At 38.5% G+C, this 24,229-nt stretch carries 21 protein-coding genes; 20 read left to right on the forward strand and 1 reads right to left on the reverse strand.

Annotation, left to right across the window (positions count from 1 at the left end; all coding sequences use genetic code 11):
* Position 1 precedes the first annotated feature (1 nt).
* Together BN1875_RS02215 and BN1875_RS02220 are read left to right on the forward strand one after the other, a co-directional pair.
* On the forward strand, positions 2-922 hold the full coding sequence (locus BN1875_RS02215; RefSeq protein ID WP_048603395.1) for an ABC transporter ATP-binding protein: 921 nt from the start codon (positions 2-4) through the stop codon (positions 920-922).
* Positions 919-1,692: an ABC transporter permease gene (locus BN1875_RS02220; RefSeq protein WP_048603232.1), complete on the forward strand. Its 774-nt coding sequence runs from the start codon at positions 919-921 to the stop codon at positions 1,690-1,692. The genes BN1875_RS02215 and BN1875_RS02220 overlap by 4 nt, the downstream gene beginning before the upstream one ends.
* A 47-nt stretch (positions 1,693-1,739) precedes the next feature.
* On the opposite strand, the gene BN1875_RS02225 is transcribed toward BN1875_RS02220, so the two are convergent.
* Positions 1,740-4,172, reverse strand: a complete 2,433-nt coding sequence (locus BN1875_RS02225) for an ATP-binding cassette domain-containing protein (protein ID WP_048603233.1) — start codon at positions 4,170-4,172, stop codon at positions 1,740-1,742.
* 148 nt (positions 4,173-4,320) lie between these two features.
* Between BN1875_RS02225 and BN1875_RS02230 the strand changes: the two genes are divergently transcribed.
* The 18 genes from BN1875_RS02230 to BN1875_RS02315 all read left to right on the forward strand — a co-directional run bounded on the left by BN1875_RS02230 (position 4,321) and on the right by BN1875_RS02315 (position 24,183).
* The gene (locus BN1875_RS02230) at positions 4,321-5,004 is read left to right on the forward strand and encodes a MerR family transcriptional regulator (RefSeq protein ID WP_048603234.1); all 684 of its coding nucleotides are present in this window, start codon (positions 4,321-4,323) and stop codon (positions 5,002-5,004) included.
* An 81-nt stretch (positions 5,005-5,085) separates the two neighbouring features.
* Complete coding sequence (locus tag BN1875_RS02235; RefSeq protein WP_048603235.1) at positions 5,086-5,730, forward strand: response regulator; 645 nt, start codon at positions 5,086-5,088, stop codon at positions 5,728-5,730.
* A complete protein-coding gene (locus BN1875_RS02240) occupies positions 5,717-6,844 on the forward strand; it encodes a sensor histidine kinase (protein ID WP_048603236.1) in 1,128 nt (375 codons plus the stop codon). Before BN1875_RS02235 ends, BN1875_RS02240 begins: the two co-directional genes overlap by 14 nt.
* Before the next feature lie 76 nt (positions 6,845-6,920).
* Positions 6,921-7,862, forward strand: coding sequence for an ABC transporter ATP-binding protein (locus BN1875_RS02245; protein ID WP_048603237.1), 942 nt, complete (start codon positions 6,921-6,923; stop codon positions 7,860-7,862).
* A gap of 8 nt (positions 7,863-7,870) precedes the next feature.
* Complete coding sequence (locus tag BN1875_RS02250) at positions 7,871-8,965, forward strand: ABC transporter permease (RefSeq protein WP_048603238.1); 1,095 nt, start codon at positions 7,871-7,873, stop codon at positions 8,963-8,965.
* Positions 8,966-10,105 carry an ABC transporter permease gene (locus tag BN1875_RS02255; RefSeq protein ID WP_048603239.1) on the forward strand — a complete coding sequence of 380 codons (1,140 nt, stop codon included), beginning with the start codon at positions 8,966-8,968 and terminating at the stop codon, positions 10,103-10,105.
* A 111-nt stretch (positions 10,106-10,216) separates the two neighbouring features.
* Positions 10,217-11,254 carry a LacI family DNA-binding transcriptional regulator gene (locus BN1875_RS02260; protein ID WP_048603240.1) on the forward strand — a complete coding sequence of 346 codons (1,038 nt, stop codon included), beginning with the start codon at positions 10,217-10,219 and terminating at the stop codon, positions 11,252-11,254.
* 177 nt (positions 11,255-11,431) lie between these two features.
* Positions 11,432-12,745, forward strand: a complete 1,314-nt coding sequence (locus tag BN1875_RS02265) for an IS1380 family transposase (RefSeq protein WP_048603228.1) — start codon at positions 11,432-11,434, stop codon at positions 12,743-12,745.
* A 562-nt stretch (positions 12,746-13,307) separates the two neighbouring features.
* Complete coding sequence (gene rbsK / locus BN1875_RS02270) at positions 13,308-14,240, forward strand: ribokinase (protein ID WP_048603241.1); 933 nt, start codon at positions 13,308-13,310, stop codon at positions 14,238-14,240.
* Between the two features lie 20 nt (positions 14,241-14,260).
* Positions 14,261-15,256 carry a LacI family DNA-binding transcriptional regulator gene (locus BN1875_RS02275; RefSeq protein WP_048603242.1) on the forward strand — a complete coding sequence of 332 codons (996 nt, stop codon included), beginning with the start codon at positions 14,261-14,263 and terminating at the stop codon, positions 15,254-15,256.
* A 3-nt stretch (positions 15,257-15,259) separates the two neighbouring features.
* Positions 15,260-15,868, forward strand: a complete 609-nt coding sequence (locus BN1875_RS02280; RefSeq protein ID WP_048603243.1) for a KpsF/GutQ family sugar-phosphate isomerase — start codon at positions 15,260-15,262, stop codon at positions 15,866-15,868.
* On the forward strand, positions 15,858-16,955 hold the full coding sequence (locus BN1875_RS02285) for a glycoside hydrolase family 172 protein (protein WP_048603244.1): 1,098 nt from the start codon (positions 15,858-15,860) through the stop codon (positions 16,953-16,955). Before BN1875_RS02280 ends, BN1875_RS02285 begins: the two co-directional genes overlap by 11 nt.
* 102 nt (positions 16,956-17,057) lie before the next feature.
* Complete coding sequence (locus BN1875_RS02290) at positions 17,058-17,663, forward strand: YesL family protein (RefSeq protein ID WP_048603245.1); 606 nt, start codon at positions 17,058-17,060, stop codon at positions 17,661-17,663.
* A 268-nt stretch (positions 17,664-17,931) separates the two neighbouring features.
* Positions 17,932-19,299: an ABC transporter substrate-binding protein gene (locus BN1875_RS02295; RefSeq protein WP_048603246.1), complete on the forward strand. Its 1,368-nt coding sequence runs from the start codon at positions 17,932-17,934 to the stop codon at positions 19,297-19,299.
* Between the two features lie 73 nt (positions 19,300-19,372).
* Positions 19,373-20,287, forward strand: a complete 915-nt coding sequence (locus BN1875_RS02300; protein ID WP_048603247.1) for a carbohydrate ABC transporter permease — start codon at positions 19,373-19,375, stop codon at positions 20,285-20,287.
* A gap of 28 nt (positions 20,288-20,315) precedes the next feature.
* Positions 20,316-21,140 carry a carbohydrate ABC transporter permease gene (locus tag BN1875_RS02305; protein WP_048603248.1) on the forward strand — a complete coding sequence of 275 codons (825 nt, stop codon included), beginning with the start codon at positions 20,316-20,318 and terminating at the stop codon, positions 21,138-21,140.
* Positions 21,141-21,215: 75 nt separating this feature from the next.
* Positions 21,216-23,138, forward strand: coding sequence for a prenyltransferase/squalene oxidase repeat-containing protein (locus BN1875_RS02310; protein WP_048603249.1), 1,923 nt, complete (start codon positions 21,216-21,218; stop codon positions 23,136-23,138).
* Complete coding sequence (locus BN1875_RS02315; RefSeq protein WP_048603250.1) at positions 23,128-24,183, forward strand: glycoside hydrolase family 172 protein; 1,056 nt, start codon at positions 23,128-23,130, stop codon at positions 24,181-24,183. Before BN1875_RS02310 ends, BN1875_RS02315 begins: the two co-directional genes overlap by 11 nt.
* Positions 24,184-24,229 lie beyond the last annotated feature (46 nt).

Here is a 24,229-nt window from a genome sequence, read left to right on the forward strand (position 1 = left end):
AATGAATACATTTCAGACAAAACCAGTGATTACTATTGATCACGCAAAAAAACAATTTGGCAACGTCAGTGTCTTAAAAGATATTTCCATGACCATCCAAAAAGGGGAGATTTACACTCTATTAGGAGAAAATGGTGCTGGAAAAACGACACTGATCAAAATGATGACGACACTTTTGCAGCCGGATAGCGGCGAGATCACCATTGCCGGACTATCCGTCACCAAACAGCCCAATGAAGTCCGGGAACTAATTAGTTTAAATTCACAAGAAGCGACAGTAGATATGTTTTTTAGCGGCTACGAGAATCTGCGGTTGATTGCCCAGTTACGTGGAGTAAAAAATGAAAAAGCGGAGATTCGACAATTAGCGAAACGACTTGGTTTGGAAGAATTTATTGATCGACGTGTGGCAGATTATTCTGGCGGGATGCGTCGTCGGTTGGATATCGCCATGTCCCTAGTCGGCGATCCGGAAATTCTTTTTCTAGATGAACCGACCACTGGTGTTGATCCTAAAAATCGTTTAGAAATTTGGCGCATCATTCGGGAAATTAGTGACGCCGGCAAAACCATTTTTCTAACGACACAATATTTGGATGAAGCCGATCGTCTGTCAGATCACATTTCTTTTCTGCATAAAGGAGAAATCGTGTTGACCGGCACACCGGCAGAATTAAAGAAAAATACCAATAAAAAAGTTGAAATTACAGTAGAAGCGGCGCAACAAAGCCAAGCAGTATCCTTGTTGACTCAAGCTGGGATTTCTTTTGAAGCTCAAGCCACGGGTGTGACGATTGAAGAAAGCGATCAGTTACAAGTATTGGCACTGTTTGTGGAGCATCAGATAACGATTACTGCTTTGAAAGCCGAAGAAGTCAGTCTGGAAACAATATTCTTAACGATTACAAAGGAGAAAAAATGAAAACTTTAATTCAATTATCTGCTTTAACGAAGCGGATCTTAAAACAAAACCTAACGAATACCGATACTTTGATCACCGTTTTTGGGACACCGATTTTTATGTTGCTGTTTTTTGTCTATGTATTTGGAGGCAGCATCAGTTTAAATGGAACAGAAACCAATACGGTGGATTACTTGAACTACGCCTTGCCAGGATTTATGTTGATTACCATGACCATGGGTTCAGCGTATACTTCTCTGCGGATCAACATGGATAAAACCAGCGGCTTCTTAGATCGCTTGCACACTTTGCCAATCAAACGCTGGATTGTTCTTGGCTCTCATATCGTTGCCTCTGTGATTTTCATGTTGTTGTCTGAACTGACAACCTTTGTTGTGGGAATGATCATGGGCTTTCGTCCAGAATTTTCGGCGGGAAATCTGCTGTTGTTCTTGCTGATTTCCATCCTGTTTGCCTTTGCCATGACAATGATTTCCATTCCCTTTTCGATTTCAGCTAAAAGCTGGGAAAGTGCCGGTAGTTTTTCTTACCTGTTGATTATGCTCCTATTTGTCAGCTCAGCATTTGTACCAACGAGTGGGATGGCAAAACCGATTGCGATTTTTGCCGATCATCAACCAATGACACCGATTGTTGAAACAACTCGCGGCTTGCTGATGGAAAATATCGCCCTGAAAAACGGCGATCTGTTAAGCGCCTTTATCTGGCTGATTGCGTTAGTCGTGGTCTTTGGTATCCTATCTTATCGAAAATACCAAAAAGTCTTTTAAACGAACAAAAAAACAGCGGTCCTGCAAATGGGGACCGCTGTTTTGCTTTACTGCAAGTAACTGGCTGTTTTTGTAGTGCTTGTCAAAAATTCTTGAATCGTTCCACTGAATAGTAAATGCCCGCCTTCTTTACCACCAACTGGCCCTAATTCAACCAGATAATCGGCTTGTCGGATCACATCTAAATTGTGTTCAATGAAAATAAATGTATTGCCTTCATCGATTAATTGTTGGATCAGAGTCATAAAATGGTAAACATCGATTTTATGCATTCCGGTTGTTGGTTCGTCCATTAGAAATAAATTGTTGTTCTGTTTTTCTTTTGCAATGGTTGCCGCCAGCCGCAGCCGCTGCATCTCACCGCCGGAAAGGGTATCGGTGGATTGTCCAAGTGTTACATAATCAAGATTGGTTTTTGCCAAAAGCTGTAAAGGTTTCGTGTCCAATCCTTGTTTTGCAAGAAAATCCTCGGCCGCAGCCACATCCATCATCAAGACGTCAAAAATTGAACAGTCACCGATTTTTACCGCCAGAATATCTTCCTGATAGCGAGTACCGTGACATTCAGGACAAGTGACTTCAACATTTTGGAAGAAGAGTTGATTGTTTTCAATCGTACCTAAGCCTTGGCAATTTTGGCAGCGACCGTTGCCAGAGTTAAAAGAAAAATCTCCAGCTTTGAAGAGTTTCCCCTTTTTTTGTGCTTCTTTGGCAAAGAGACCGCGAATTTTATCAAAAAGATCCAAATAGGTCGCAATAATCGAACGGCGGTTACGGGTGGGGCGTTTTTGGCTGATGGTGACCAACTGACGAAACGGCGTGTCCCATTGGGTTGTCGCGGTATTTTTCAAGTTGGCTTCTGCGATTTCGCCAAAAACCAAACTGGATTTTCCAGCACCGGAAACACCAGTGACCACGCTCAAACTATTTGCAGGTAACGTTAACGAAAGATTCTTCAAATTATTGCTCGTTGCATTTGTGACCGTCAAGGCGGCCGTGGCAACTGGGCGTTGTCGGCTGTTTTGCTGGTAGCGATTTTGTTGGGCTTTATAGGTCAGCGAATCGGGATTGTTCATCAAGTCTTGGTAAGTACCGGTGAATAGAATCTCTCCACCTTTTTCGCCGGATTTTGGTCCAATTTCAATGATCCAATCAGCTTGCTGGATTACGGCATCATCATGTTCGATGACTACCACCGTGTTGCGGCGGTCACGAATTTTTTTGATCATTTCGATTACACCTTGAGTATCTGCCGTGTGCAGACCAATCGTCGGTTCATCCAATAAATAAATCAATTCTGTCATGGGAGAAGCTAAAACCGCTGCCAGTTTGATTCGTTGTGCTTCTCCACCGGACAAGGTTGTATAGGGACGATCTAAGGACAAATAGGCTAAGCCAACTTGTTGAATGCGCTGGATTTTGGTCAGCATATCCCCAGTGTAATTTTGTACCATTTGCTGTTGTCCTTCAGACATGGCAGCATCAAGTTTATGCAGCCAGTCCATCAATTGAATCAAATCCCAAGTTTCGATGACTGGTAAAGATTGACCCAAAACAGTGGCAGCTCGACTTTCAGGATTCAATTTTCCCCCCTGACAGGCAGGACAAAGCGTTTCGCCGATATAAGGAGCCAATGTGGCAGGTACGCCTTTATTTTCTGAGATTTTTTGCCAGATTTTAGTTTCGACTCCTTCAAAACGACCCTCTTGGACTTTTTTTGGCAAAGCTTTATTTTCCAGCAACTCTTTATTGGTGATTCCTTCTTTTAGCAAGGTCCATTGTTCAGCAGAGAAATCCTTTAAAGGTAGTTTTTTCGGCACCGGTAGTTTTAAAAATGCCAGTAATTTGTAATAGATATCGGCTTGGTAGGCATTGTATCCCGTAGGCCACATGGTAATGGCACCCTCTTCCAAGGATTTCTTTGGATCGTATAGGACGTCTTCTTTAATTGCCAGCGTTTTTCCCAAGCCGTGACAGGTGAGGCAGGCACCAGCTTTTGTGTTGAAGGAAAAGTGGGAACGGGTCAGCTTATCCATTCGATGACCGCAGTTGGGACAATCCATAAAGACTTTAAACTGCCCATCTTTTTTTTCAGTCGTTTCCTTTGCTTCACTGGCAGTGATCAACTGGTGGCAAGCAGGGCATTCACGGGTGTGGAGCTTTTCAAAAATCATTCGCAGGTCGGTAAAAAGATCAGTTTGGGTACCTAGAGTAGAGCGGGGATTTTCGTTACGATCTTCTTGATCAATCAAAATTGCCGGTGACAAATGGTGGATGGCATCGACCTTGGGTTTTTGGATTCCTTGAAAATTCATGGCTTCCAAGTATTGTCGTTGAGCCTCCATGTAGAGGGTGTCTTTGACTAGTGTGGTTTTCCCTGAACCGGAGAGACCGGTAACCACTACGAATTTATTTCTAGGAATATCGACATCAATGTGTTTAAGATTTTTTTCATACGCATTACGAATTTCAATCTTCATTTTCTTCACCTCATTTCTAGTGTACTAGATTGAAGCAATATTCTAGTTTTTTTCTGCTAAATATTATGAAAAAGGGAATATTTTCGCTAAAATCAGACAAAGGTCTTAAAACTATTACTTGAAGGTTGTAAAACGAGTGGACTACACTATGAAGCAGATGACAACACTGATTAAGGTCAGTGATACGACTTTAAAGCGTTATGAAAACTTTGACTTGCTGCCGGAAGTCAAAAAAACGGTAGGGGGGCAACGAAGATACCAAGAAATCCATCGGCAGGCGTTTTTGACGATTCGCAAATTGTTGCAAGGATTTGAAATCACAACGGCCTATGCGTTAATGCGTCTTGCAAAAGCAGGGGCATTTTCCGAAAGCTATTGGCTGATTGCCCATTCCCAAAAGCAGTTGGTGGCCGATGAAGAAGCTCTGCAACGAAATCGGACATTTATTCTTTCTCTCCCGCAAGAACAGTTGCCTCAGCAACGTTTACGTATTGGCGAATTGGCAAAACTGGCTCAGGTGGAGACGTCAGCGATTCGCTACTGGGAGGAACGGGGGCTGATTACCAGCCAACGGGGAGAAAACGGGTATCGGTATTACGAAGAAAAAGAAATCAAAAAAACATTGATTGTCACTTCCTTGCGAAAGACGATCTATGCCATTGAAGAAATCAAAAAATTACTGGCAAATAAAGAACCGGAAACGATTCAGAAATTGAAGCATCACTTTCTGGAAACCAAAGTCAAGATCGATGAGAAACTGGCAAAGCAACTGGAAGGAATCGCCGCTTTTATGGTGTATTGCGAAATGTTGAAGAAAGCGCAAGCAGAGTGAGTGATTGAATGTCAGCGAAGCGGTTGGCAAACTCTCTGGACTTCGATACAATGAAAGAAAAACAAAGATGGGAAAAAAGCCATGATCAAACTATTATTGGTAGACGACAGTGAGCTAATTACCGGCGGCTTGAAAATTTTATTGGGAATTGAAGCAGATTTTGAGATCGTTGCCTGTGTGGATCGCGGCGAAAAAGCGGTGGCGGTGTGTCAGCAACAACCCATTGATATCGTGCTGATGGATGTGCGGATGCCTGGGATGAGCGGGGTAGAAGCGACAAAAAAAATTACTGAAACGACCGCTGCAAAAGTTATTATTTTAACAACCTTTGATGAAGATGAGTACATTGTGGAAGGAATCAAAAACGGAGCTTCCGGTTATTTGCTGAAAAATACCGAACCGGAGCAGTTGACTCAAGCGATTCGCACCGTGATGAAGGGACAGAGTATTTTGTCCCAAGATGTCTTGGCAAAAGCCAAGCAACAATTTCATCCTGAACAAAAAAGTGCCGATTTATCTGAATTGACTCCTCGAGAAATTGAGATTACACGGTTGGTGGCTGCGGGATTAAGCAACAAGCAAATCGCCAATCAACTTTTTTTGACAGAAGGAACGATTAATAACAGCTTGTCTACGATCCTCCACAAATTAGAGTTGGAACATCGAACACAGGTAGCGATTTATTATTTGACCGGCAAAGCAGGGAATGCAGATGAAAACCTTTAAACTTTTTATCAGTGTCTTAACGGTACTGGGTATCGTAGGGATTTTGTTTTTGCAGGTGACCGGCTCTTTGACAGCAGTCATTATTTTATTATTGCTATGGTTGAGTTTTTTATTATTGAGCATCAGTTTTCCCACGTATCAGTGGGTCTTTTTAGGATGCCAATTGGGGATTGCGCTTGTGGCACCTTTTGTCCAGACATGGTTGTTTTACCTGTTGCCGGGCACTGTAGCCAATTTTCTGGTTTTAGGGAAATATCAACTTTTCTCAGCGATGATCGGTAGTATTCTGTTAGTCAGTTATGGCATTTATCTGCCGGATCGCTACATGCAGTTAGGTGGACTGCTATGGACGGTTTTTGTGTTCTTTGTTTATCTGACGGTAGAAAAACTGACCCAAGAAAAACGCGGATTAAGCGATTCTTCCGATATGCTGCGAATCGAACGCAATCGGCTGTCGACTCTTTTTGAACAAAGTGTAATGAACAGCGAAGCTCGGGAAAAAGAAGCGGTTTTGTCTGAACGGCAGCGTCTGGTTCATGAAATCCATGATGAGCTGGGGCATAAATTGTCTGGGGGATTGATCCAAATGGAAGCCGCCAAAGCAGTTTATCATTCCAATCCTCAACAAGCAGAAGAACTGTTGGCGCAAGCTATCGCTACGACTCGAGAGGGAATCAACGATATTCGTAAAACCCTTCATTCCGAAGCGCCGCCAGTTGAAACACTGAATATTAATCGTATTAAAACGGAATTACAGACCTTTATGCAACGCTATCAGATAAAAACTTCTTTTCAATATTTTGGAAAAGTCGATCAGTTGAGCAATTTTCAATGGCAGGTCTTGTTGGGAAATTTAAAGGAAACATTGACCAACACTTTAAAATATGCAGAAGCCTCCGAGGTTTCGGTGAAATTGCATGTGTTTAAAGGTTTTTTGCGGTTTGAAGTCAGCAACAACGGCAAACAGGCAGTGACATATAAAAAAGGCCTGGGAATTTTGGGGATGGAGGAACGAACCGCCATGCTTTCCGGACAACTACTCATCGACAGTTCCCATAATTTTACCGTGACGACAATTTTACCAATCCAACAACATGAGAAATCTCATGTCTAACTGATGAGAAACTACACTAGTGTGGTTTCTCTTTTTTTTGTATGCTTGATATAGATAAGATTTGGAGGGAGAAAACATGGAACGTATCGTAGAAATTAATCAGCTGACGAAAAAATTTGGCTCACAGGTAGCAGTGGATGAAGTGAGTTTTTCTGTAGATAAGGGAACGATTTTGGGATTATTGGGACCAAACGGCGCTGGAAAATCAACTACCATCAATATGATTACTGGATTATTGAAAAAAACAGCAGGTGAAATCAAACTTTTTGGCAAAGAAGCTTCCGAAAAAAATCGAGACTTACGTAAAAAAATCGGGGTAGTACCACAAGAACTGGCGATCTATCATGATTTGAGCGCGGAAGAAAATGTCCGCTATTTTGGCGGGTTGTATGGATTACGGGGACAAAAATTAAAAGATGCTACTGAAAAAGCGTTAAAAGCAGTCGGTTTATGGGAACGGAAGAAAGATAAATCAGCCACGTTTTCCGGCGGGATGCAACGGCGCTTGAATATTGCTATGGCAATCGTTCACGAACCGGAATTTGTTATTATGGATGAACCCACAGTAGGAATCGATACCCAATCACGAAATTATATTCTTGAAACTATTGAAAAAATGCGGGCAGAGGGCAAAACCTTGATTTATACCAGCCACTATATGGAAGAAGTAGAGCGCTTGGCGGATACAATCGTCGTGATCGATCACGGCAAGGTTATCGCTACCGGAACTGAAGCCGAATTAGTCAATCTCGTGACAGACCAAAAAAATATCACGATTACAGTGGCAAATCCCCAAGCAGTGAATTTGGCAGAAATCGAAGAACAGTCCGGTGTGATCCAAGCAAGCTTACAGGAACAACAACTGGTGGTCACCGTGTCAGTAGAAAGCAATGCATTGAACCGCTTGTTGATGCAGTTGATTAAACAAGGGGTCGAAGTCGACAGTGTCGATCAGCAACGAATCGATTTAGAAACGGTCTTCTTGAATCTGACCGGACGCAATTTAAGGGATAAGTAGGTGAGAAAATGAATTTACCAATTATTATTCGGACATTTATCCAGCAAATACGGGACAAAGCCACCTATATTTATTTCTTGGTGTTTCCGTTAACGCTGATGCTGATTTTAGGTTCGGTCTTGCAGGGAGCTTTTGATGGCGGCGATATCGAAGATAAAATCGATGAGATTCAGGTCCGTTATGTTGTGGATGATGCAGCGATGGGAACGCAATTTGAAGCTGTTTTGCAGGAAATCGATTCGGACAAACTTATTTTTGAAGAAAGTCCGAATGAAGAAAGTGCTGTTGCAGCGATGAAGAAAAAGCAGGCAAATGCCTACTTTCTCATTAAAAAAGATATTACCGTTCAAATCGAAAGTCTGTCAGACGTACAATTTACTCTCTTAAAAAGTTATTTGGCGGAGATGTTTCAGGTGATGCGCCTGATGGAAGGAGCGCAACAATTTGGTGTAGCACCGCAAGAGCTCTTCAACTTACCACCTGAGTTGGACAAAGCCATTGTGGTCGATCAAAGTCAAATGAAGAAACCGGCAACCTCCTACCAATATTATTCCGTTGCGATGATTGCATTGTTTATTTTGTATATGTCGCAAAACGGGTTGGAGATGTTTGATAAAGGTCGCAGACAAAAAACATTGCAGCGGGAATTAATCAGTCCGGTCAGTCGACAAAAATTGATCAACTCTACTTTTATTGGACATGCTTTGTTGGGCGTGTGTGTGGTTTTCGCATTGATGGTGATCACGCAAGTTCTTTTCGGTGTTCCGTGGCATTTGCAGTGGTTCTTCTCCTTTGCCAATTTGTCTTCCTTAATGCTGTTGTTTCTAGTTTTGGGCGCCTTTTTAGAAACGGTTGGAAAAGGTGTGGGCATGGCATTGGTTCAAGTTATCATTCAAGTGGCAGCCTTTCTCGGGGGCGGATACTTCCCAGTTGGTGAAGAAATGATGCGTTTTTCACCGATGGGTTGGGTCATGGGACCGATTCGTGAAGCCTTATGGACCGAAAATGCGTTGCAGTGGCAAGGTGTCCTTTATTGTTTGATTAGTACATTGGTTTTATATATTGGCATGTCGGTTGTATTAAATCGCAGGGAGGAATTCTAAATGAAGGATATACTATGGATTATTCGGGAACGGTTTATTCTTTGGCGGAACCATCCTATGCAGGTGCTGTTTCTTTTGGGGGTTCCTATCATGAGTATTGCGTTGTATTTCTTTATCTACAGCAATACAGGTATCGCTAACTCTTTGACGGTAGGGGTCGTTGATCAGGATCAATCCAAGTACAGTCAGCAATTTGTTGCAACGCTTGGGAAACGGTTATCCGTGAAGGAATTAAAGGATGAGGAAGCCGGTGACAAGTCATTGGCTGCCCAATCTGTGACCGCCAATCTTGTGATTCCCGCAGATTTTTCAGAAAAAATTGGTGAGGGAGAATTGGCAACGTTGAAGTTTCGTACCCTTCAGGAAGGGCAGGCCATTGATTCCATCAAAAATATTGCCCTTACTACCTACAATGAAGTATTAGCCATTGCAAAATTTGCGGCTAACGGTAGTGAAAAAGAAGCCTTTGAATTTGTAAAAGGAGATACAACAATCAAATTTGAACAATTTGAAAAGGATGCGACAAGCAAAGCAATGAGTATCCAGATTCTTGGATTTATGCTCATGATGCTGCTTTATCAATCCGGGGTTTTTGGGGCAAATGCCATTCAAAATGAACGGCGAAATAAAATTTACCATCGCTTCATGACAACACCAGTTTCTAAAGGGGCGTATTTCACGGGCACGGCGATTTTCGCTTTCCTAGCGATGATTTTTGAAGTGGTTTTTACGGTTTTATTGATGACGGTGGCATTTCGTATCGATATCGGGTTACCTGCGATACAGTTGATTGGGGTTCTCGCAGTCTTTGGACTGGTTGCTGTCGCCTGGTCGATTGCAATCGGCGTGAATTCCCCCAGCAGTAATTTTGCTTCCGGTGTCCAAAGTATTCTATTTACCGTTACAAGTATTTTATCCGGGGCATTGATTCCCAGCGAGGTAATGCCGGAGTTTATGGAAAAAGTCGCCCGTATCACACCGCAATATTGGGTATTAGATGCCATCAAACAACTGCAAAATAACGCTGATTTTTCTCAAATCATTGTTAATCTGCTGGTCCTAGCTGCCTTTGTCCTGCTCTTTTTCAGCATCTCTACGTATGGGTTTATGAAGAGGAAAAATTTAGAGGTGTTTGATTAATAATAAGCCGTGAAATTGTAAAATTTTGCGGCTTATTTTTTCCTAACTTGACTTCTCATGCAAAACAATTTATTGTTTAAAATGTAAACAGTAAACAGAGGAGTTGGAGATGTGGCAAGTATTCGTGATATTGCTAAGATGGCTGGTGTATCAGCTGCCAGTGTCTCAAGAATATTAAACAATGATCAAACCTTCAGTATCAATGAAAATACCCGTCAAAGAGTAATAGAAATTGCCAACCAAGTAAATTACTCAAAAGAAAAGAATTTACGGGGAAGTCGCAATGTAGGAGATGATCTTTCTATTGCTTTGATTACTCGTCACAGTGAAGAAAGTGAATCTGATGATCCGTACTTTCAGCATATTCGCAAAGGAATTGAAAAAGAAGCCGCAAAATGGCGCTTAAAGGTCGTTCGTGTGTTTCGAATGAGAGATAAGCTAAAGGATTGGCAACAATTGAAAAAATATAAAGCGGTGATTTTGATTGGCGAAATGGACACGGATGCACTTGAAGAAGTAAAGAAGTATAACGATCAGATCATTTTAGTCGACAATTACCAAAACCATTCACAATTTGATTGTATTCAAACGGATTTTGCATGGAAAACCCATGAAATTTTGGATACATTATTTGAAAATGGACATCGGAATATAGCTTTTATCGGCGGCGTTGGTAGTAAGGTGGATCGTATAGGGGATGTCAGCTTTTATCAAGAGGAAGTACGGGCAGAACAGTATCGGCAATGGATGAAATTAAAAGACTTAGAACAATACAGTCATAGTTTTCAAAAAAATTGGACACCGGAATGCGGCTTACAGCTCACCGAAGAGATGTTGCAATTAAACCCAAGACCGACGGCGGTTGTTGTGGCAAGCGATCCAATGGCAGTGGGTGTCTATCGCGCAATCAACGATCATGGCTTACGTATTCCTGAAGATATCTCTGTTATCAGTTTTGATGATATTGAGATGGCGCGTTATATGAGTCCAGCGCTGTCGACAGTTCGTATGAATGCACAAGAGATGGGACGTATTGCAGTCAATATGGCGAAAGAACGGATTCTAGGTACACGAACCATGCCAATCACGGTTATCTGTTCCAGCCAACTGATAGCAAGAGAATCAGTTGGTAGAATTAGCAAGGATTGAAAGAAAGTTTACAAAGATTACTCCTGAATAATTCATAGCTTTTTTGAAATGCTATTTAAACATTGTCCTAACGCTGTTTATTGTTTTATTACCCAACACCTTTTGAGTGTACAAAAAGAACCCCAATCTGCTATGGTTAAATCGCCAAAACCTAACCAAAGAAAGGGGTTCTTCTCAATGGCTACATTACAGGAAAAACAAGTAAACTTCAACTCAAAAATGATAGTGTCTAATACAGGAGGAAATCTATCCACAGACGTTGGCTTAATTTTGGTTAAAGAATTTATGGATTCCATCGGCTTTACAAAACTGGCAAAGCAACTCTTAACTTTCAACGAAAATCGTCGCTATTGGATTCATGACAATATTTCTGTTCTGGAACAACTACTTTTTCAGCTCATCGCAGGTTATCCTGCGGATTCTTCTGTCAACATTCTGAGTGAAGACCCAATTTTCCGTTTGGTACTGGCTAAGGAATCCTTGGCCTCACAAGCCTCGCTTTCCCGCTTTTGGAATCGCGTGAGTGAAGAGACAATTGTCCAATTTCAACTCTTAAACCAAGCATTAATCGACAAAGTTCGTTTAAAACGGAACGCTACAGAAATGATCATTGATTTGGATTCCACACATTCGGATACTTTTGGTAACCAAGAAGATGCTAATTTCAATGCCCACTATGGTACGAACGGGTATCATCCGTTAGTAGCGTTTGATGGTCTGACGGGTGATTTTCTCAAAGCAGAACTTCGTTCTGGAAATGTGTACACTTCAAATGGCGTGAAAGAATTTCTGAAACCAATGCTTGAACATTATCAACAGACTCTTCCATGTACGAATATCCTTGTTCGAGGGGATAGTGGTTTCGCGACACCAGAAGTATATGAGACTTGTGAAGCCAATGATAGTTACTATGTTATTCGCCTGAAGGCGAATAGAAATCTAGAAAAAATTGCAGAGAATCTCGTTCTTGTAGGAGATGATCATCCGTGGTATCAACGGGAAGTTCACTATTATTCAACTACCTATCAAGCTGAAAAATGGTCAAAAGAACGACGGATTTGTATCAAATCAACCAGAGAAGCCAATGAATTGTTGTTTCGGCATGAATATTTGGTTACCAATTTTTCCCACAACCTTTTACCTCAAGAGATTTTCGGTATTTACCATAAGCGTGGTATCATGGAGAATTATATCAAGGAAGCCAAAAATGGTTTCTATTTCGATAAAACGGATAGTCCCACTTTTCTGGAAAACCACGCTCGGATGATGATAAGCCTCTTGGCTTACAACTTGGTCAACTTCATGAAAACAATCTGTTTACCTGCGAAAGAAGCAGTTTTCCAAGTAGACACCTTACGTCTTCGCCTTTTCAAAGTGGCTGGTAAGCTAATTCGTAGCGGTCGAAAATTGTTTCTGAAAACGAGCTCTTCCCATGTTTACCAGAACCTGTTCTATTATCTATTGGAAAAAATTCAGCAACTCTGCTGGTAGAACTGGGAGCTAACTGAAATTTTAAAAACTTATTAATTCTAAGGGATATTTGCGCTCAAAAATAAGAAAAATGACTCGTCATTCCTTGAATAGATCATATTTTGAGCTAATAGCGCTAGCGACATTTGAAATGTAATAACGGAAAAAGAAAAACCGATGGTTTTTCAAAATTAATGTTAAAAATCTAGAAGTATGAATAATTCAGGTAACTAGAGTTCTATTAAGTCAAATCTATCTTTTGTAATTTATATACAGGTCATTTGTACTGTTCGGAAAACAATCCTTTAGTAAGCATTGTTTTGCGAATAGTACAAATGATTTTTTTTGACTAGTTTGCTTACCAATATATTAGCTGATACGAAATTTCCTCATTCCGGGCAAACGTATCTTATTGAGAATAAATCTATCCATAAGAAACATCTAAGAAACAAAAAGATACTATTGTAATTGTTTTCTCTCGAATATATGATGTGAATATCAAAAGTAAACGTTTACAGGATGGAGCCCCTACCAATTAAACGTTTACTTTAAAAATGGATTTTTGATTCTAGGAGTGTGGGAAATGGCAGATATTGTAGTATTGGGAAGTTTTATGATGGATTTAGTCGCACGAAGTAAACGTTTACCGCAAAATGGAGAAACGATTGTCGGGAATACCTTTGAGAGAAATGCAGGTGGGAAAGGCGCCAATCAAGCTGCTTCAATAGCAAAATTAGGGAAAGAAGTTTCATTTATTGGTATGGTTGGCCGAGACGATTTTGGGGAAATGGCTAAAGATGTACTCAAAGGAGTTGGAGTAGATACTGAGCATTTACTAAATTCCAGTTCCATTTCAACTGGAATAGGAAGTGTCTGGGTTGATGAAGATGGGAATAACCGTATTATTATTATTCCTGGGTCAAATTTGGCCTTTTCTTCTGCTAACTTACATGAAGTTGAAAAAGTTATTAAGTCAGCAAAAATTTTAATTTTACAACTTGAAATGGATTTTTCGCTAATATTAGAAGCCATTAACATGGCGTATGCGTATCAGGTCCTAATCTTATTAAATCCGGCACCGGCAAGGAAGCTTAGCCGAGATGTTTATAAAAAGGTAACCTATTTGACGCCAAATGAAACAGAATTAGAAATTTTATCAGGTATGCCAACAGATACAATTGAAAATGTTAAAGCTGCAGCAAATTCACTAATTCGACAAGGAACAAAAAATATAATTGTCACACTTGGCGATCGGGGTAGTGTTTGGGTATCGCAAGATGGTGAAGTAATTATTGCTAAGTCTAAGAAAGTAACAGCTGTGGATACGGTTGCTGCAGGTGATTCTTTCAATGGTGCTTTGGCATGTGGCATTATTGATGGTTTAGATAAACGAGAAGTTTTAGATTTAGCAAATACAGTAGGGGCTTTGACAGTAACCAAAAATGGTGCTATTCAATCGTTGCCTACATTGAATGATGTTCGTGCATTTATTCAAAACGAGAATGATAGAAAATAGAAAAAATTGGGGGGAGGAAAATGCAATCACGGCCTACAATTCGAGTAGTTGCTGAGGAAGCAAATGTTTCGATTGCTACAGTATCTCGAGTCATTAATAACATTGGAACCGTTACTGATGAGAATAAAGAAAAAGTAATTGAGGCAATTAAAAAAGTTAAGTATTATTCAAATACCACCGCATCAAACCTAAAAAGAAATAGTAGTAATGTTGTTGGTGTTGTTATTCCAACGCTCACCAATAACTATTTTATGGAGGTTATTAAGGGGATTGAGGATCAGTTTCAGAATGAAGATTATATCCTTTACATTGTGAGCTCTAATGATAGTCCTAAACATGAACGAAGGATTCTTCAAAAATTATTTGAAAATAATACGGAAGGATTAATTATTGCGACGAGCGGAGGAAATGAAGATTTTATTCAAGAATTAGCAGCTATGGGTCAGAAAATTATTTCAATCGACCGAAGAATCTTGCAAAGTGATAAGTTCTGCTTCGTTGGGGAAGATAATTATAACAATTCGTATGAATTAGCTAATAAATTTATTTCAGAATTTCCAATGGAGAAGGTTGTTGTTGTGGGTGGACTTCTTAACCTTTCTGTGGGTAAAAAAAGAAAACATGGTGCTGAAAAGGCAATCAGTGATCTTAAGCTCGAGTCAATATTTATTGATGGTGGTTTTACTTCTGAGGGTGGGAAAAGAGCCATGAAGGAAATTCTTCAAAAATTTCCGGATGGATGTCGCATCATTTCACTTAATAATGCGATGACATCTGGGATGATTGATTATATTTACTCCGAAGTCCCAGAAGAAAAACGGAGTGAAATATTAATTTCGTCGTATGGCCGTATTAATCTTCAAGGCTTATTCAAAAGTAATATTGTTTACTTTGTCGAACAATATCCCTATCAAATTGGTGTTGAAACGGCAAAAATACTTCAAAAAAATAAGAATACGAATGAAGTACTCGAGGGAAAAAAATATGTTAAAGCAAGTATTTTAAAGGAGGAGTAGGGGTTGGATATTCTAGCACGCGCACGAACAGTAATTTCTGAAGAACAACAAGCTATAAAAGAAAATATTAATCTTCTAGATGAGAGTTACCTAGCTAGTATTAAGGTCCTTGAAGACCGGCAAGGGAAGATTGTTTTTACAGGAGTTGGCAAATCTGGCCACATTGGCGAAAAATTAGCGGCAACTTTTTCAAGTTTGGGATCGCCGGCAATATTTGTTCACAGTACAGAAGCAGTTCATGGGGATTTGGGCATGGTTGAACGAGGAGATGTTGTGATTTTACTATCTAATAGTGGAACAACAAAGGAAGTTTTAAATACTATTCCTTCACTAAGAATAATTGGAACAACATTGATTGCTTTTACTTCCAACAAAAATTCAGCTTTGGCTTTGGAATCTGACTATGTTTTGGGATACAGCTATGGAAAAGAGGCCGATCAATATAATTTGGCTCCAACAACTAGCGCAATTGCTATGCTATCAATTGGGGATAGTATTGGTGTCGTTTTGTCAGAGCTAAAAGGATTCAAAAAACAAGATTTCAAGGTATTCCATCCTGGCGGAGCTTTAGGGAAAAAATTGGGAGAGGGTGACAAAACGAATGTTGGGTAGCAGCTCACTAAGGGATTTATGCAAACCAAAAGATTCCAAACGAAAAAGATTGTCCAGCTTTGATACGACTGGGGGAAATCGCGACTTCCTAAAAATTTTTCCAGGAGACAAAGTTCAGCTCGGAAAAATTGATGGTGCTGGAGTAGTTGCACATATTTGGATGACTATGGCGCCACTTGAGGAAGTAAAGGAAGAATTCTTATACCGGAAAATAGTTATTCGAATGTTTTGGGATAATGAGGAACAGCCGAGCGTTGAGGTGCCAATTGGCGACTTCTTCGGCATAGGACATGGCATTACAAAAAATTATAGTTCTGCGCCATTACAAATGGGTCCAGAAGACGGACAAGCCTTGAACTGCTTGTTTCCGATGCCGTTTTCTAATGGCGCAAGATTTGAAATTGAGTCTCAGGCCGATGATCCTATAAAATTTTACTTTTATATAGACTATGAGCTTCATAACAATATGAATGAATCAAATTTACGTTTCCATGCACAGTGGCATAGAGAAATCACTAAAGGAATTGATGGAAGTAAAGTTACGAATCCATTTTATGAATTTGGTGGTAAGAATATTACTGGAGCGAATAATTACACTATCTTGGATGCTGTTGGGAAAGGCCATTATGTTGGCTGCAATTTAAATATTCATAATTTAAGAAGTACTGATTCTTGGAATTGGTATGGAGAAGGAGATGACATGATTTTTATTGATGGTGAAAAATGGCCACCATCTCTACATGGCACAGGCATGGAAGATTATTTTAATACTGCCTGGTGTCCACAGCAAGAGTATCAAAGTCCATATTTTGGATTACTAATGGGGGGAGACCAGAATTGGGGTGGAAAAATTTCTACGTACAGATATCACATTGAAGATCCGGTAATGTTTGATAAGTCAATTCGCGTCACGATTGAGCATGGGCATAATAATCATCGAAGTGATGATTATTCAAGTACTGCCTATTGGTATCAGACAGAACCACACAAAGAATTTGGCAGTTTGTTACCAGTGGAAGACAGAATGCCACTGCCAAACATCACACCTGATGCAGCGGGTGATGTTGATCAGTTTTTTAATTATTAGTTTGATTACTCAAATATTAAAAATAATTAAATAACTAATTGGACGAACTAAAAAAATGTAAGCACTTGCGCAAGATACTAGTGTCTGATGGGGGGAACTAAAATGAATAAACCTAAAGCTTTATTTATGGCCTTCTTTGAAAAAATTTTTAATTTATTCATTTTGAATATATTATTTGCAATTTCGTGTATTCCTGTTGTTACAATTTTTCCAGCTTTTATTGCGATGTATTCGGTAGTGCGAGATTGGGAAAAAAATCAAGTAACCGAGGTCGTTAAGCCATATATTCAAGCTTTTAAAAGTAATTTAAAGAAAGGCATAATTTTAGAACTCCAATGGCTAGTGATGGCAACATTAATTTATGCAGATTGGGTTTTTAGTAAAAACTTAAGTGGAGCAATAAAAGAAATTGATACTATTTTTTTAATTATTGTTACTACGGTATTTTTGATGGTTAGTCTGTTTGCATTTCCAATCATTGCAACGTATAAGATTAGTAATAAAGGTTTAATTGTAACCGTTTTAAAAGTTTCGTTTAAGTTCTTACTTACGGGACTAGTGATGGTGATGACTGCAGTTGGTTCAGGAATATTGATATATTTGTTCCCGTTTTGTGTGTATATAATTTTTAGCATATATGCATATATTACTTACAGATTGTGTAATGAAAAATTCAAGGTTATTAATCAGGTTAAAGGATTCGTCTGAAACAGAAATTTTATTTAGTAAAACTCAATTGAATTGGAGGGGGAAATATAACAATAGCGGGTTGTTAGTATTCTGCGGGTTGTAAGGCGCTAGACTAACTGAACATTCAAATTGGATGAGTCGCGCAAGATTAGTATGGCTGATTGTTTTATGTAATAAAGCCTTAAGAATACGAATCGCCTAAGTTTTAACATTCAATTTTTATACTAAAAAAATTAACAGACCGAGTGATTGATCCTGATATATATTATTTTAAAGGAGAGTTAAAATGAAACATACTACTAAGAGAAATTTGTCGGTGCTTTTCATTGGTTTAGTTTCTGCATTGTTGTTGACAGGCTGTGGGGGCGGTAAATCAGATTCAGGAAAGAAAGATGGAGATGATAAGGGTAAAACCAAAATTAGCATGTCAGTTTGGGGAATGCCTTTTGAAAGTGATTTGTACACCAAAACTTATATCCCTGAATTTGAAAAAGAAAATCCAGACATTGAAGTTGAGTTTAACAACTTTGATAAATTGAGAGATAAATATATAACTTTAAATGCAGCAAATGACTTGCCTGATGTAATGAGAGCGCCAGGTGGAGATGTTCAAGAATATATTCATCGCGGGATGTATACTCCGTTAGATAAATATATGGAAGAAAGTGATTTTGATACAGCTGATTTTCCAGCAGAGATTTGGCCTGCAATGAAGGGCGAAGATGGAAAAACATACGCAATCCCTCAAGATGCTAATGCTATGGTACTTTATTATGATCCAGCATCTTTTAAAGAAGCTGGGTTGGCAGAACCTGATGATAATTACACGCTAGACCAGATGATGAAGGATGCCAAGACATTAACGAAGAAGGATAAATCTGGGAATGTTGATAAATATGGTTTTGTAACATATTGGGACTCAGATAATTTCATTAACTTTGTATTATCAATGGGTGGGAACTTATGGGATAAAGATGATAAAAGTAAATCTGCCGTTGATAGTCCAGAATCAATTGCAGCATTAGATTATTGGAAAGATTTAGTTGTTGATTTTCAATTAACGCCTAGTTCTTCCGATCAAAAACAAATGGGACCAGATGCTTATTTCCAATCTGGGAAAGCAGCAATGTTTATGAGTGGAACTTGGATGGCACCGTCGATTAAAAAGGCCGCTCCAAAATTAGATTTTAAAGTTACAAGCTTCCCTAAAGGAGAAATTAAAACAGATCGTTCTCAGTCTTCATCTTTTGGTGTTTCTAAAGATTCTAAGAATCCAGAAGCTGCTTGGAAATTAGTACAATTCCTAACAGCCAAAGAACAATTAGATGTATATTGGCAAGATCTTTGGGTGGCAGCACCTGCACGTTTGTCGTCATTAAATGATGATAAGGCGTTTAAAAACATTGTTGGAGTTAAGAGCGCTGGAGTACCAGGTATCGATTCCGAACAAGAATTTACTGAAAAGGCTTCAGCAATAAAAACTATTATTAACAATAAGTGGATTGACCAAACTTGGGTTAGCCCTTATATGAATTTTTATCATACTGAAGTAACAAATGCGATTGAGTCAGTATTAGTTGATGGCGCGAAACCGAAAAAAGCCCTTACAGATGCCGCGAAAAATATTAATAAATCAATAGAGCAAAGCAAGTAGAATTTCAAGTTGATACTTGCTCAAAGTGATAGATTTTTGGGCAAGTATCAGTAATAGTTGAGGGGGAAATTTAATGGTTAATTCACAGGCAATCGTTAATAAAAAAAGTAAATTTTCAAAAAACAAACTAAAAAAAATGTTTACCCCATGGGCATTTTTATCTGTAGCTTTAATAATAATTATTCTTTTTGTAATTCTACCAACAATTATGGGTATTGCTTTAAGTTTTTTTAAGTATGATGGAACGAGTACTCTAGATTTTTTGGGGCTTGGAAATTATAAATTAGCACTTAATGATAGTTTGTTTACTCATTCGATGTGGGTTGCTTTTGTATACGCATTCGGATCACTGATTCCAACAGTAATCATTTCATTAGTCATTGCTGTTGTATTGAATCAAAAATGGTTCCCTTTTGTTAATCTTTTTAGATCAATTTATTTTATGCCAACGGTTATCTCAATGGTTGCTATTTCTTTTGTGTGGCTATGGCTATTTAACCCTCAAATGGGACCGATTAATCCTATATTGATAAAATTAGGAATACCATCACAACAATTCTTGGGTAGTAGTAGTCAAGCACTACCTATTCTAATTTTTATCAATATTTGGAAATCTATCGGTTTTAATCTAGTTATCTATTTGGCAGGGCTTCAAGGAATTGATGATAGCATGTATGAAGCAGCTAAAATGGATGGTGCAAATAGCTTCCAAGTATTCAAAGATATTACCTGGCCACTTTTAACTCCAGTTACCTTCTTCGTTGTTGCAATGTTAATCATCAACGGATTTCAGGTATTTGATCAAATCAATATTATGACCGGTGGAGGACCTGCGCGTTCTACTTATGGAATCGTATTCTATATATATCAAAAAGGATTCCAGGAAGCAAACTTTGGATATGCCTCAGTTTTGGCGGTATTATTATTTGTTTGTATTTTAGCTATTACGCTTGCATATAACTGGTTGAATAGAAAATTTGATTATTAATAAACTGGAAAAAGGGGGACTTGTTATTATGAAAAAAAGGAGTATATCTCAAATACTCGCCATTGTTATAATTATTCTTGGCGCTATATCAATGCTGATTCCTTTCCTTTGGATGATTTCAACTTCGTTGAAAGAAGAAGCTGAAGTTTTTACTTTCCCTGTTACTTGGATACCCAAATCTTTTAAGTGGGAAAATTACAAACAGGCAATACAGATTGGAAATTTTGGACGAATATTCTTTAATAGTACTTTTGTAGCATTGGCTACTACAATTCTGGCGTTACTTTTTAATAGTATGGCAGCATATGCTTTTTCGAAATTCAAATTTAAGGGCAGAAATGTATTGTTTATTATATTACTTGCTACGATGATGATCCCAGGCCAAGTAATAATGATTCCTATATACTTACTTTTCCGCGAAATGCATCTTTTAAATAGCTATGCAGGGTTAATTATTCCTGGTATTGCATCTGCGTTTGGTATTTTTATGATGAGGCAATTTATGGTGTCACTTCCAGATGAGCTACTTGATGCTGCACGAATGGATGGGGCAAGCGAAATAAGAATATTTTTCCAATTGATTTTACCAATGGTAAAAGCACCATTAGCCGCATTAGCTATATTCACATTTATGGGATCATGGAATGACTATTTCAGGCCGTTAATTTTAATTACAAAAGAAAGTATGAAAACTTTGCCGCTATTTTTGTCTTCTTTATCTTCAGGTCTATATGTACAAAGTTGGCCTTTAGTAATGGCAGCAACGGTAATTATTACCCTACCAATTATGATTGTCTTCTTTAGCGCACAGAAATATTTTATTGAAGGCATGGCGTTGAGCGGTCTTAAGTAAATTAGGGAATAAATGTATATTGGTAAAAGTAATTGGAAATATAAATTATTTAGGTGTGTAGGAGGAAATCTTATATTGGTCGGGTTTAAATTAAAGCCTAGTCATAGTGACTTAGAGGTACAGTTGATAAACACGAGAGTACAAGGTGATTTTTATATTTCACACTATCTTATGAAGTGGATGGGAGAAAGTCAAAATATCGATCGATTAATTGTTAATCTACTTCCTGAAGGTTTAGGAGATATAAGTTGTGTATGGAAGCCACTGCTGTCGCCTAATGAGGGCATGACCATTGGTGATATGGTATTTCGATCTCCAATTATTGTTGCAAAAGATCAGTCTAATAGGGAATGGTATTTAATCCCGGATATAAGCTTCACACAAAAAAATAAAAATTTAAGACAAGTTATGGACTTATCAGTAAATCCGTATTCATTTTATTTTGGCATAGCAGATTACAGAAAAGAAAAACACGTCTACCATAAATTTACTGGTGAAAATTTTTGGGTTGAAAAGAATTCTGATATCGCTTCTTTTTACCTTGTAAAAGGCCCCAAATCAATCCAACGTTCACTTAGTAATGCGGAGATAATCCTCAGTAGCTTGTTTGCGCAAGAGAAGTTCACACCGACGAAAGAACTAACAGAATACCCTTTTGAACAGTTTGAACGATACAGTGTTAGTTGGGCAAATGATAGTTGGAATAATTTGTTATGGAACGAGTTTGAAGATGAAAATGGAATTTTTGGCGGAACAAGTTTTATTGTGACAGGGTATCAATCGCCTAATAATAAGAAGAAAAGTGAGTGGCGCGAGCCAAAATCGATATGGAATCAAGCGTGGTTTTCAGACGTTAGAGTGGCGTATGGGTTATTTCTCTATGGCAATAAAACTAACAATGAAAAACTAATCATTCGTTCTCAACAAATGATAAATTTAGCACTGAGAGCGCCTATGAAAGATGGATTATTTCCCTCAGTATTTAAAAAGTCTAAAGAGGGATGGATTTGGACGAACTCCAATCGTGGCCCGGGTGATGCTACTTTAAATTATCATTTGGCGGATATGTCGTGGACATGTATTTGGTTGATAAAATATTATCAAGACTGTGAGCAAAATCCTCAGATATTAAATTATGTGCTCAAATATTGCAATAAATTATTAACTTATCAAAGCGATAATGGTAGTTTCCCTGCTTGGGTGAATAGCAAGGATGGGACAATTCTCTCAGAACTTTCTGAAAGCGCGGAAACAGGAATTCATTCCTGGTTACTTTTACTTGTAAATAGACTTAATACTAATGATTATTTCTATAAGAGTGCTGTTAAGGGACTAAATTTCATAAGTAATCAAGTGATGCCAGAAGGACGATGGGAGGATTTTGAGCTCTATTGGTCATGTTCCCATGAATGGGGAATGAAGCAAGAAGGAGTTGTAGAATCTCGTTCAGGTATGTATTATCAGAATAATTTATCTATGTATTGGTCCGCAATGGCGTTTATTGAAGCATATAAAGTTAAACCAATGCAACAATTACTTGATAATCTTAAATCTATTGTTGCAGAAATTTCTTTATATCAGGCTATATGGGATCCTCCTTATTTACCAATTTCGGTTAAAGGTGGATTTGGTGTGATGAATTCTGATGACGAATGGAATGATGCTCGGCAAAGCTTATTTGCTGTAATGTACTATCAGATGTATGAATTGACGCTAGATAAAAATTATCTTTACCGTGGAGTTTGGGCATTGAAAGCGTCATTTAACATGATGTTTGCACCAGAGAATGACAAAGTTTGTAAAATATATAAAAAAATGTTTCCTTTTTTCAATGAAAATGATTATGGGTTTGAAATGGAAAATGCATTTCATGGTGAGCATACGTTGTCTTTTTTAGGAGAATTTTCAATATATTCCTGGGGTTCTGGTGGAGCGGTTACATCATATGAAGAACTTGAGAGAAATTTAAAGAGAGAAGGCATAATAAATGTTAGATAATTTAAGCAAAAAACAAAATTTTACTTTACGATCAATTAGTCCGGAAAATTTTGAGGGCGTAAAATCAGGTGGGGCTCGTGCTTTGGAAGGAACTGGAAAAGAAGCGGCACGAGATTTAGGTGTTGGTTGGAAGGTTTCTCCATCCATAATGGTTCAACCACAAAGTAATCGTGTGATTGCCAAGATTAATCATTCTGGGAAAATTCGCCATATTTGGATGACTTGCTTTCCAGCACATTGGCGCGAACTAATATTAGACTTTTATTGGGACGGATCTCTTGAACCTTCAATTAGTGTTCCTTATGGTGACTTTTTCTGTAATGGTTGGTGCGAAAGAAGTAATGTGAATTCGTTACCAGTTGTTGTAAATCCGGCTGGGGGAATGAATTGTTATTGGGAGATGCCCTTTAAAAAATCTGCTGAGATTAGAATTAGAAATATTGGCAACGACGAGTTCCCATTATATTACCAAATTGATTATTCTCAAGAGAAAATTGATGATGATATTTGTTACTTCTGCGCAAAATGGAATCGTAGTAACCCATTAGAATATAAGAAGATGCACACTATTTTAGATAAAATATCAGGTAGTGGCCATTATGTTGGGACGTATATGGCATATCAGACTAATAACAATCGTTGGTGGGGCGAAGGAGAACTTAAAGTTTATCTTGATGGCGATGACGAGTATCCAACGATTTGTGGTACAGGAACAGAGGATTATTTTGGCGGTGCTTGGGATTTTGAACAACCCAAAGGCGAATATTGTTACTACTCGACCCCTTATACTGGTTTGTCACAAATTATTAAGCCAGATGGATTATATCTCAGCCAACAAAGATTTGGGATGTATCGTTGGCATCTTGTTGATCCATTTGTATTTACTCAGGACATTTCGGTAAAAATCCAAGCTCTTGGATGGCGATCTGAAGGTAGATATTTACCGCTCCAAGATGATATTGCTTCGGTGGCATTCTTTTATTTAGACCACCCTGATTTTGGAAATAAATTATTAGATAATCACGATGAATTAGAAGTAATTTAATAGTGAGTTTACTTTTAACTATAGCCAAGATAATTTTTTGAAGATA

The organism is Enterococcus massiliensis, from assembly GCF_001050095.1.
In the GTDB taxonomy this organism is placed as follows: Bacteria; Bacillota; Bacilli; order Lactobacillales; family Enterococcaceae; genus Enterococcus_C; species Enterococcus_C songbeiensis.

Coding starts and splice junctions, on each gene's coding strand:
- BN1875_RS02265 (WP_048603228.1), top strand. CDS start 11,432: ATGGCTACATTACAGGAAAAACAAGTAAACTTCAACTCAAAAATGATA.
- BN1875_RS02230 (WP_048603234.1), top strand. CDS start 4,321: ATGAAGCAGATGACAACACTGATTAAGGTCAGTGATACGACTTTAAAG.
- BN1875_RS02240 (WP_048603236.1), top strand. CDS start 5,717: ATGAAAACCTTTAAACTTTTTATCAGTGTCTTAACGGTACTGGGTATC.
- BN1875_RS02225 (WP_048603233.1), bottom strand. CDS start 4,172: ATGAAGATTGAAATTCGTAATGCGTATGAAAAAAATCTTAAACACATT.
- BN1875_RS02290 (WP_048603245.1), top strand. CDS start 17,058: ATGAATAAACCTAAAGCTTTATTTATGGCCTTCTTTGAAAAAATTTTT.
- BN1875_RS02235 (WP_048603235.1), top strand. CDS start 5,086: ATGATCAAACTATTATTGGTAGACGACAGTGAGCTAATTACCGGCGGC.
- BN1875_RS02295 (WP_048603246.1), top strand. CDS start 17,932: ATGAAACATACTACTAAGAGAAATTTGTCGGTGCTTTTCATTGGTTTA.
- BN1875_RS02255 (WP_048603239.1), top strand. CDS start 8,966: ATGAAGGATATACTATGGATTATTCGGGAACGGTTTATTCTTTGGCGG.
- BN1875_RS02285 (WP_048603244.1), top strand. CDS start 15,858: ATGTTGGGTAGCAGCTCACTAAGGGATTTATGCAAACCAAAAGATTCC.
- BN1875_RS02300 (WP_048603247.1), top strand. CDS start 19,373: ATGGTTAATTCACAGGCAATCGTTAATAAAAAAAGTAAATTTTCAAAA.
- BN1875_RS02315 (WP_048603250.1), top strand. CDS start 23,128: ATGTTAGATAATTTAAGCAAAAAACAAAATTTTACTTTACGATCAATT.
- BN1875_RS02245 (WP_048603237.1), top strand. CDS start 6,921: ATGGAACGTATCGTAGAAATTAATCAGCTGACGAAAAAATTTGGCTCA.
- BN1875_RS02220 (WP_048603232.1), top strand. CDS start 919: ATGAAAACTTTAATTCAATTATCTGCTTTAACGAAGCGGATCTTAAAA.
- BN1875_RS02275 (WP_048603242.1), top strand. CDS start 14,261: ATGCAATCACGGCCTACAATTCGAGTAGTTGCTGAGGAAGCAAATGTT.
- rbsK (WP_048603241.1), top strand. CDS start 13,308: ATGGCAGATATTGTAGTATTGGGAAGTTTTATGATGGATTTAGTCGCA.
- BN1875_RS02250 (WP_048603238.1), top strand. CDS start 7,871: ATGAATTTACCAATTATTATTCGGACATTTATCCAGCAAATACGGGAC.
- BN1875_RS02215 (WP_048603395.1), top strand. CDS start 2: ATGAATACATTTCAGACAAAACCAGTGATTACTATTGATCACGCAAAA.
- BN1875_RS02305 (WP_048603248.1), top strand. CDS start 20,316: ATGAAAAAAAGGAGTATATCTCAAATACTCGCCATTGTTATAATTATT.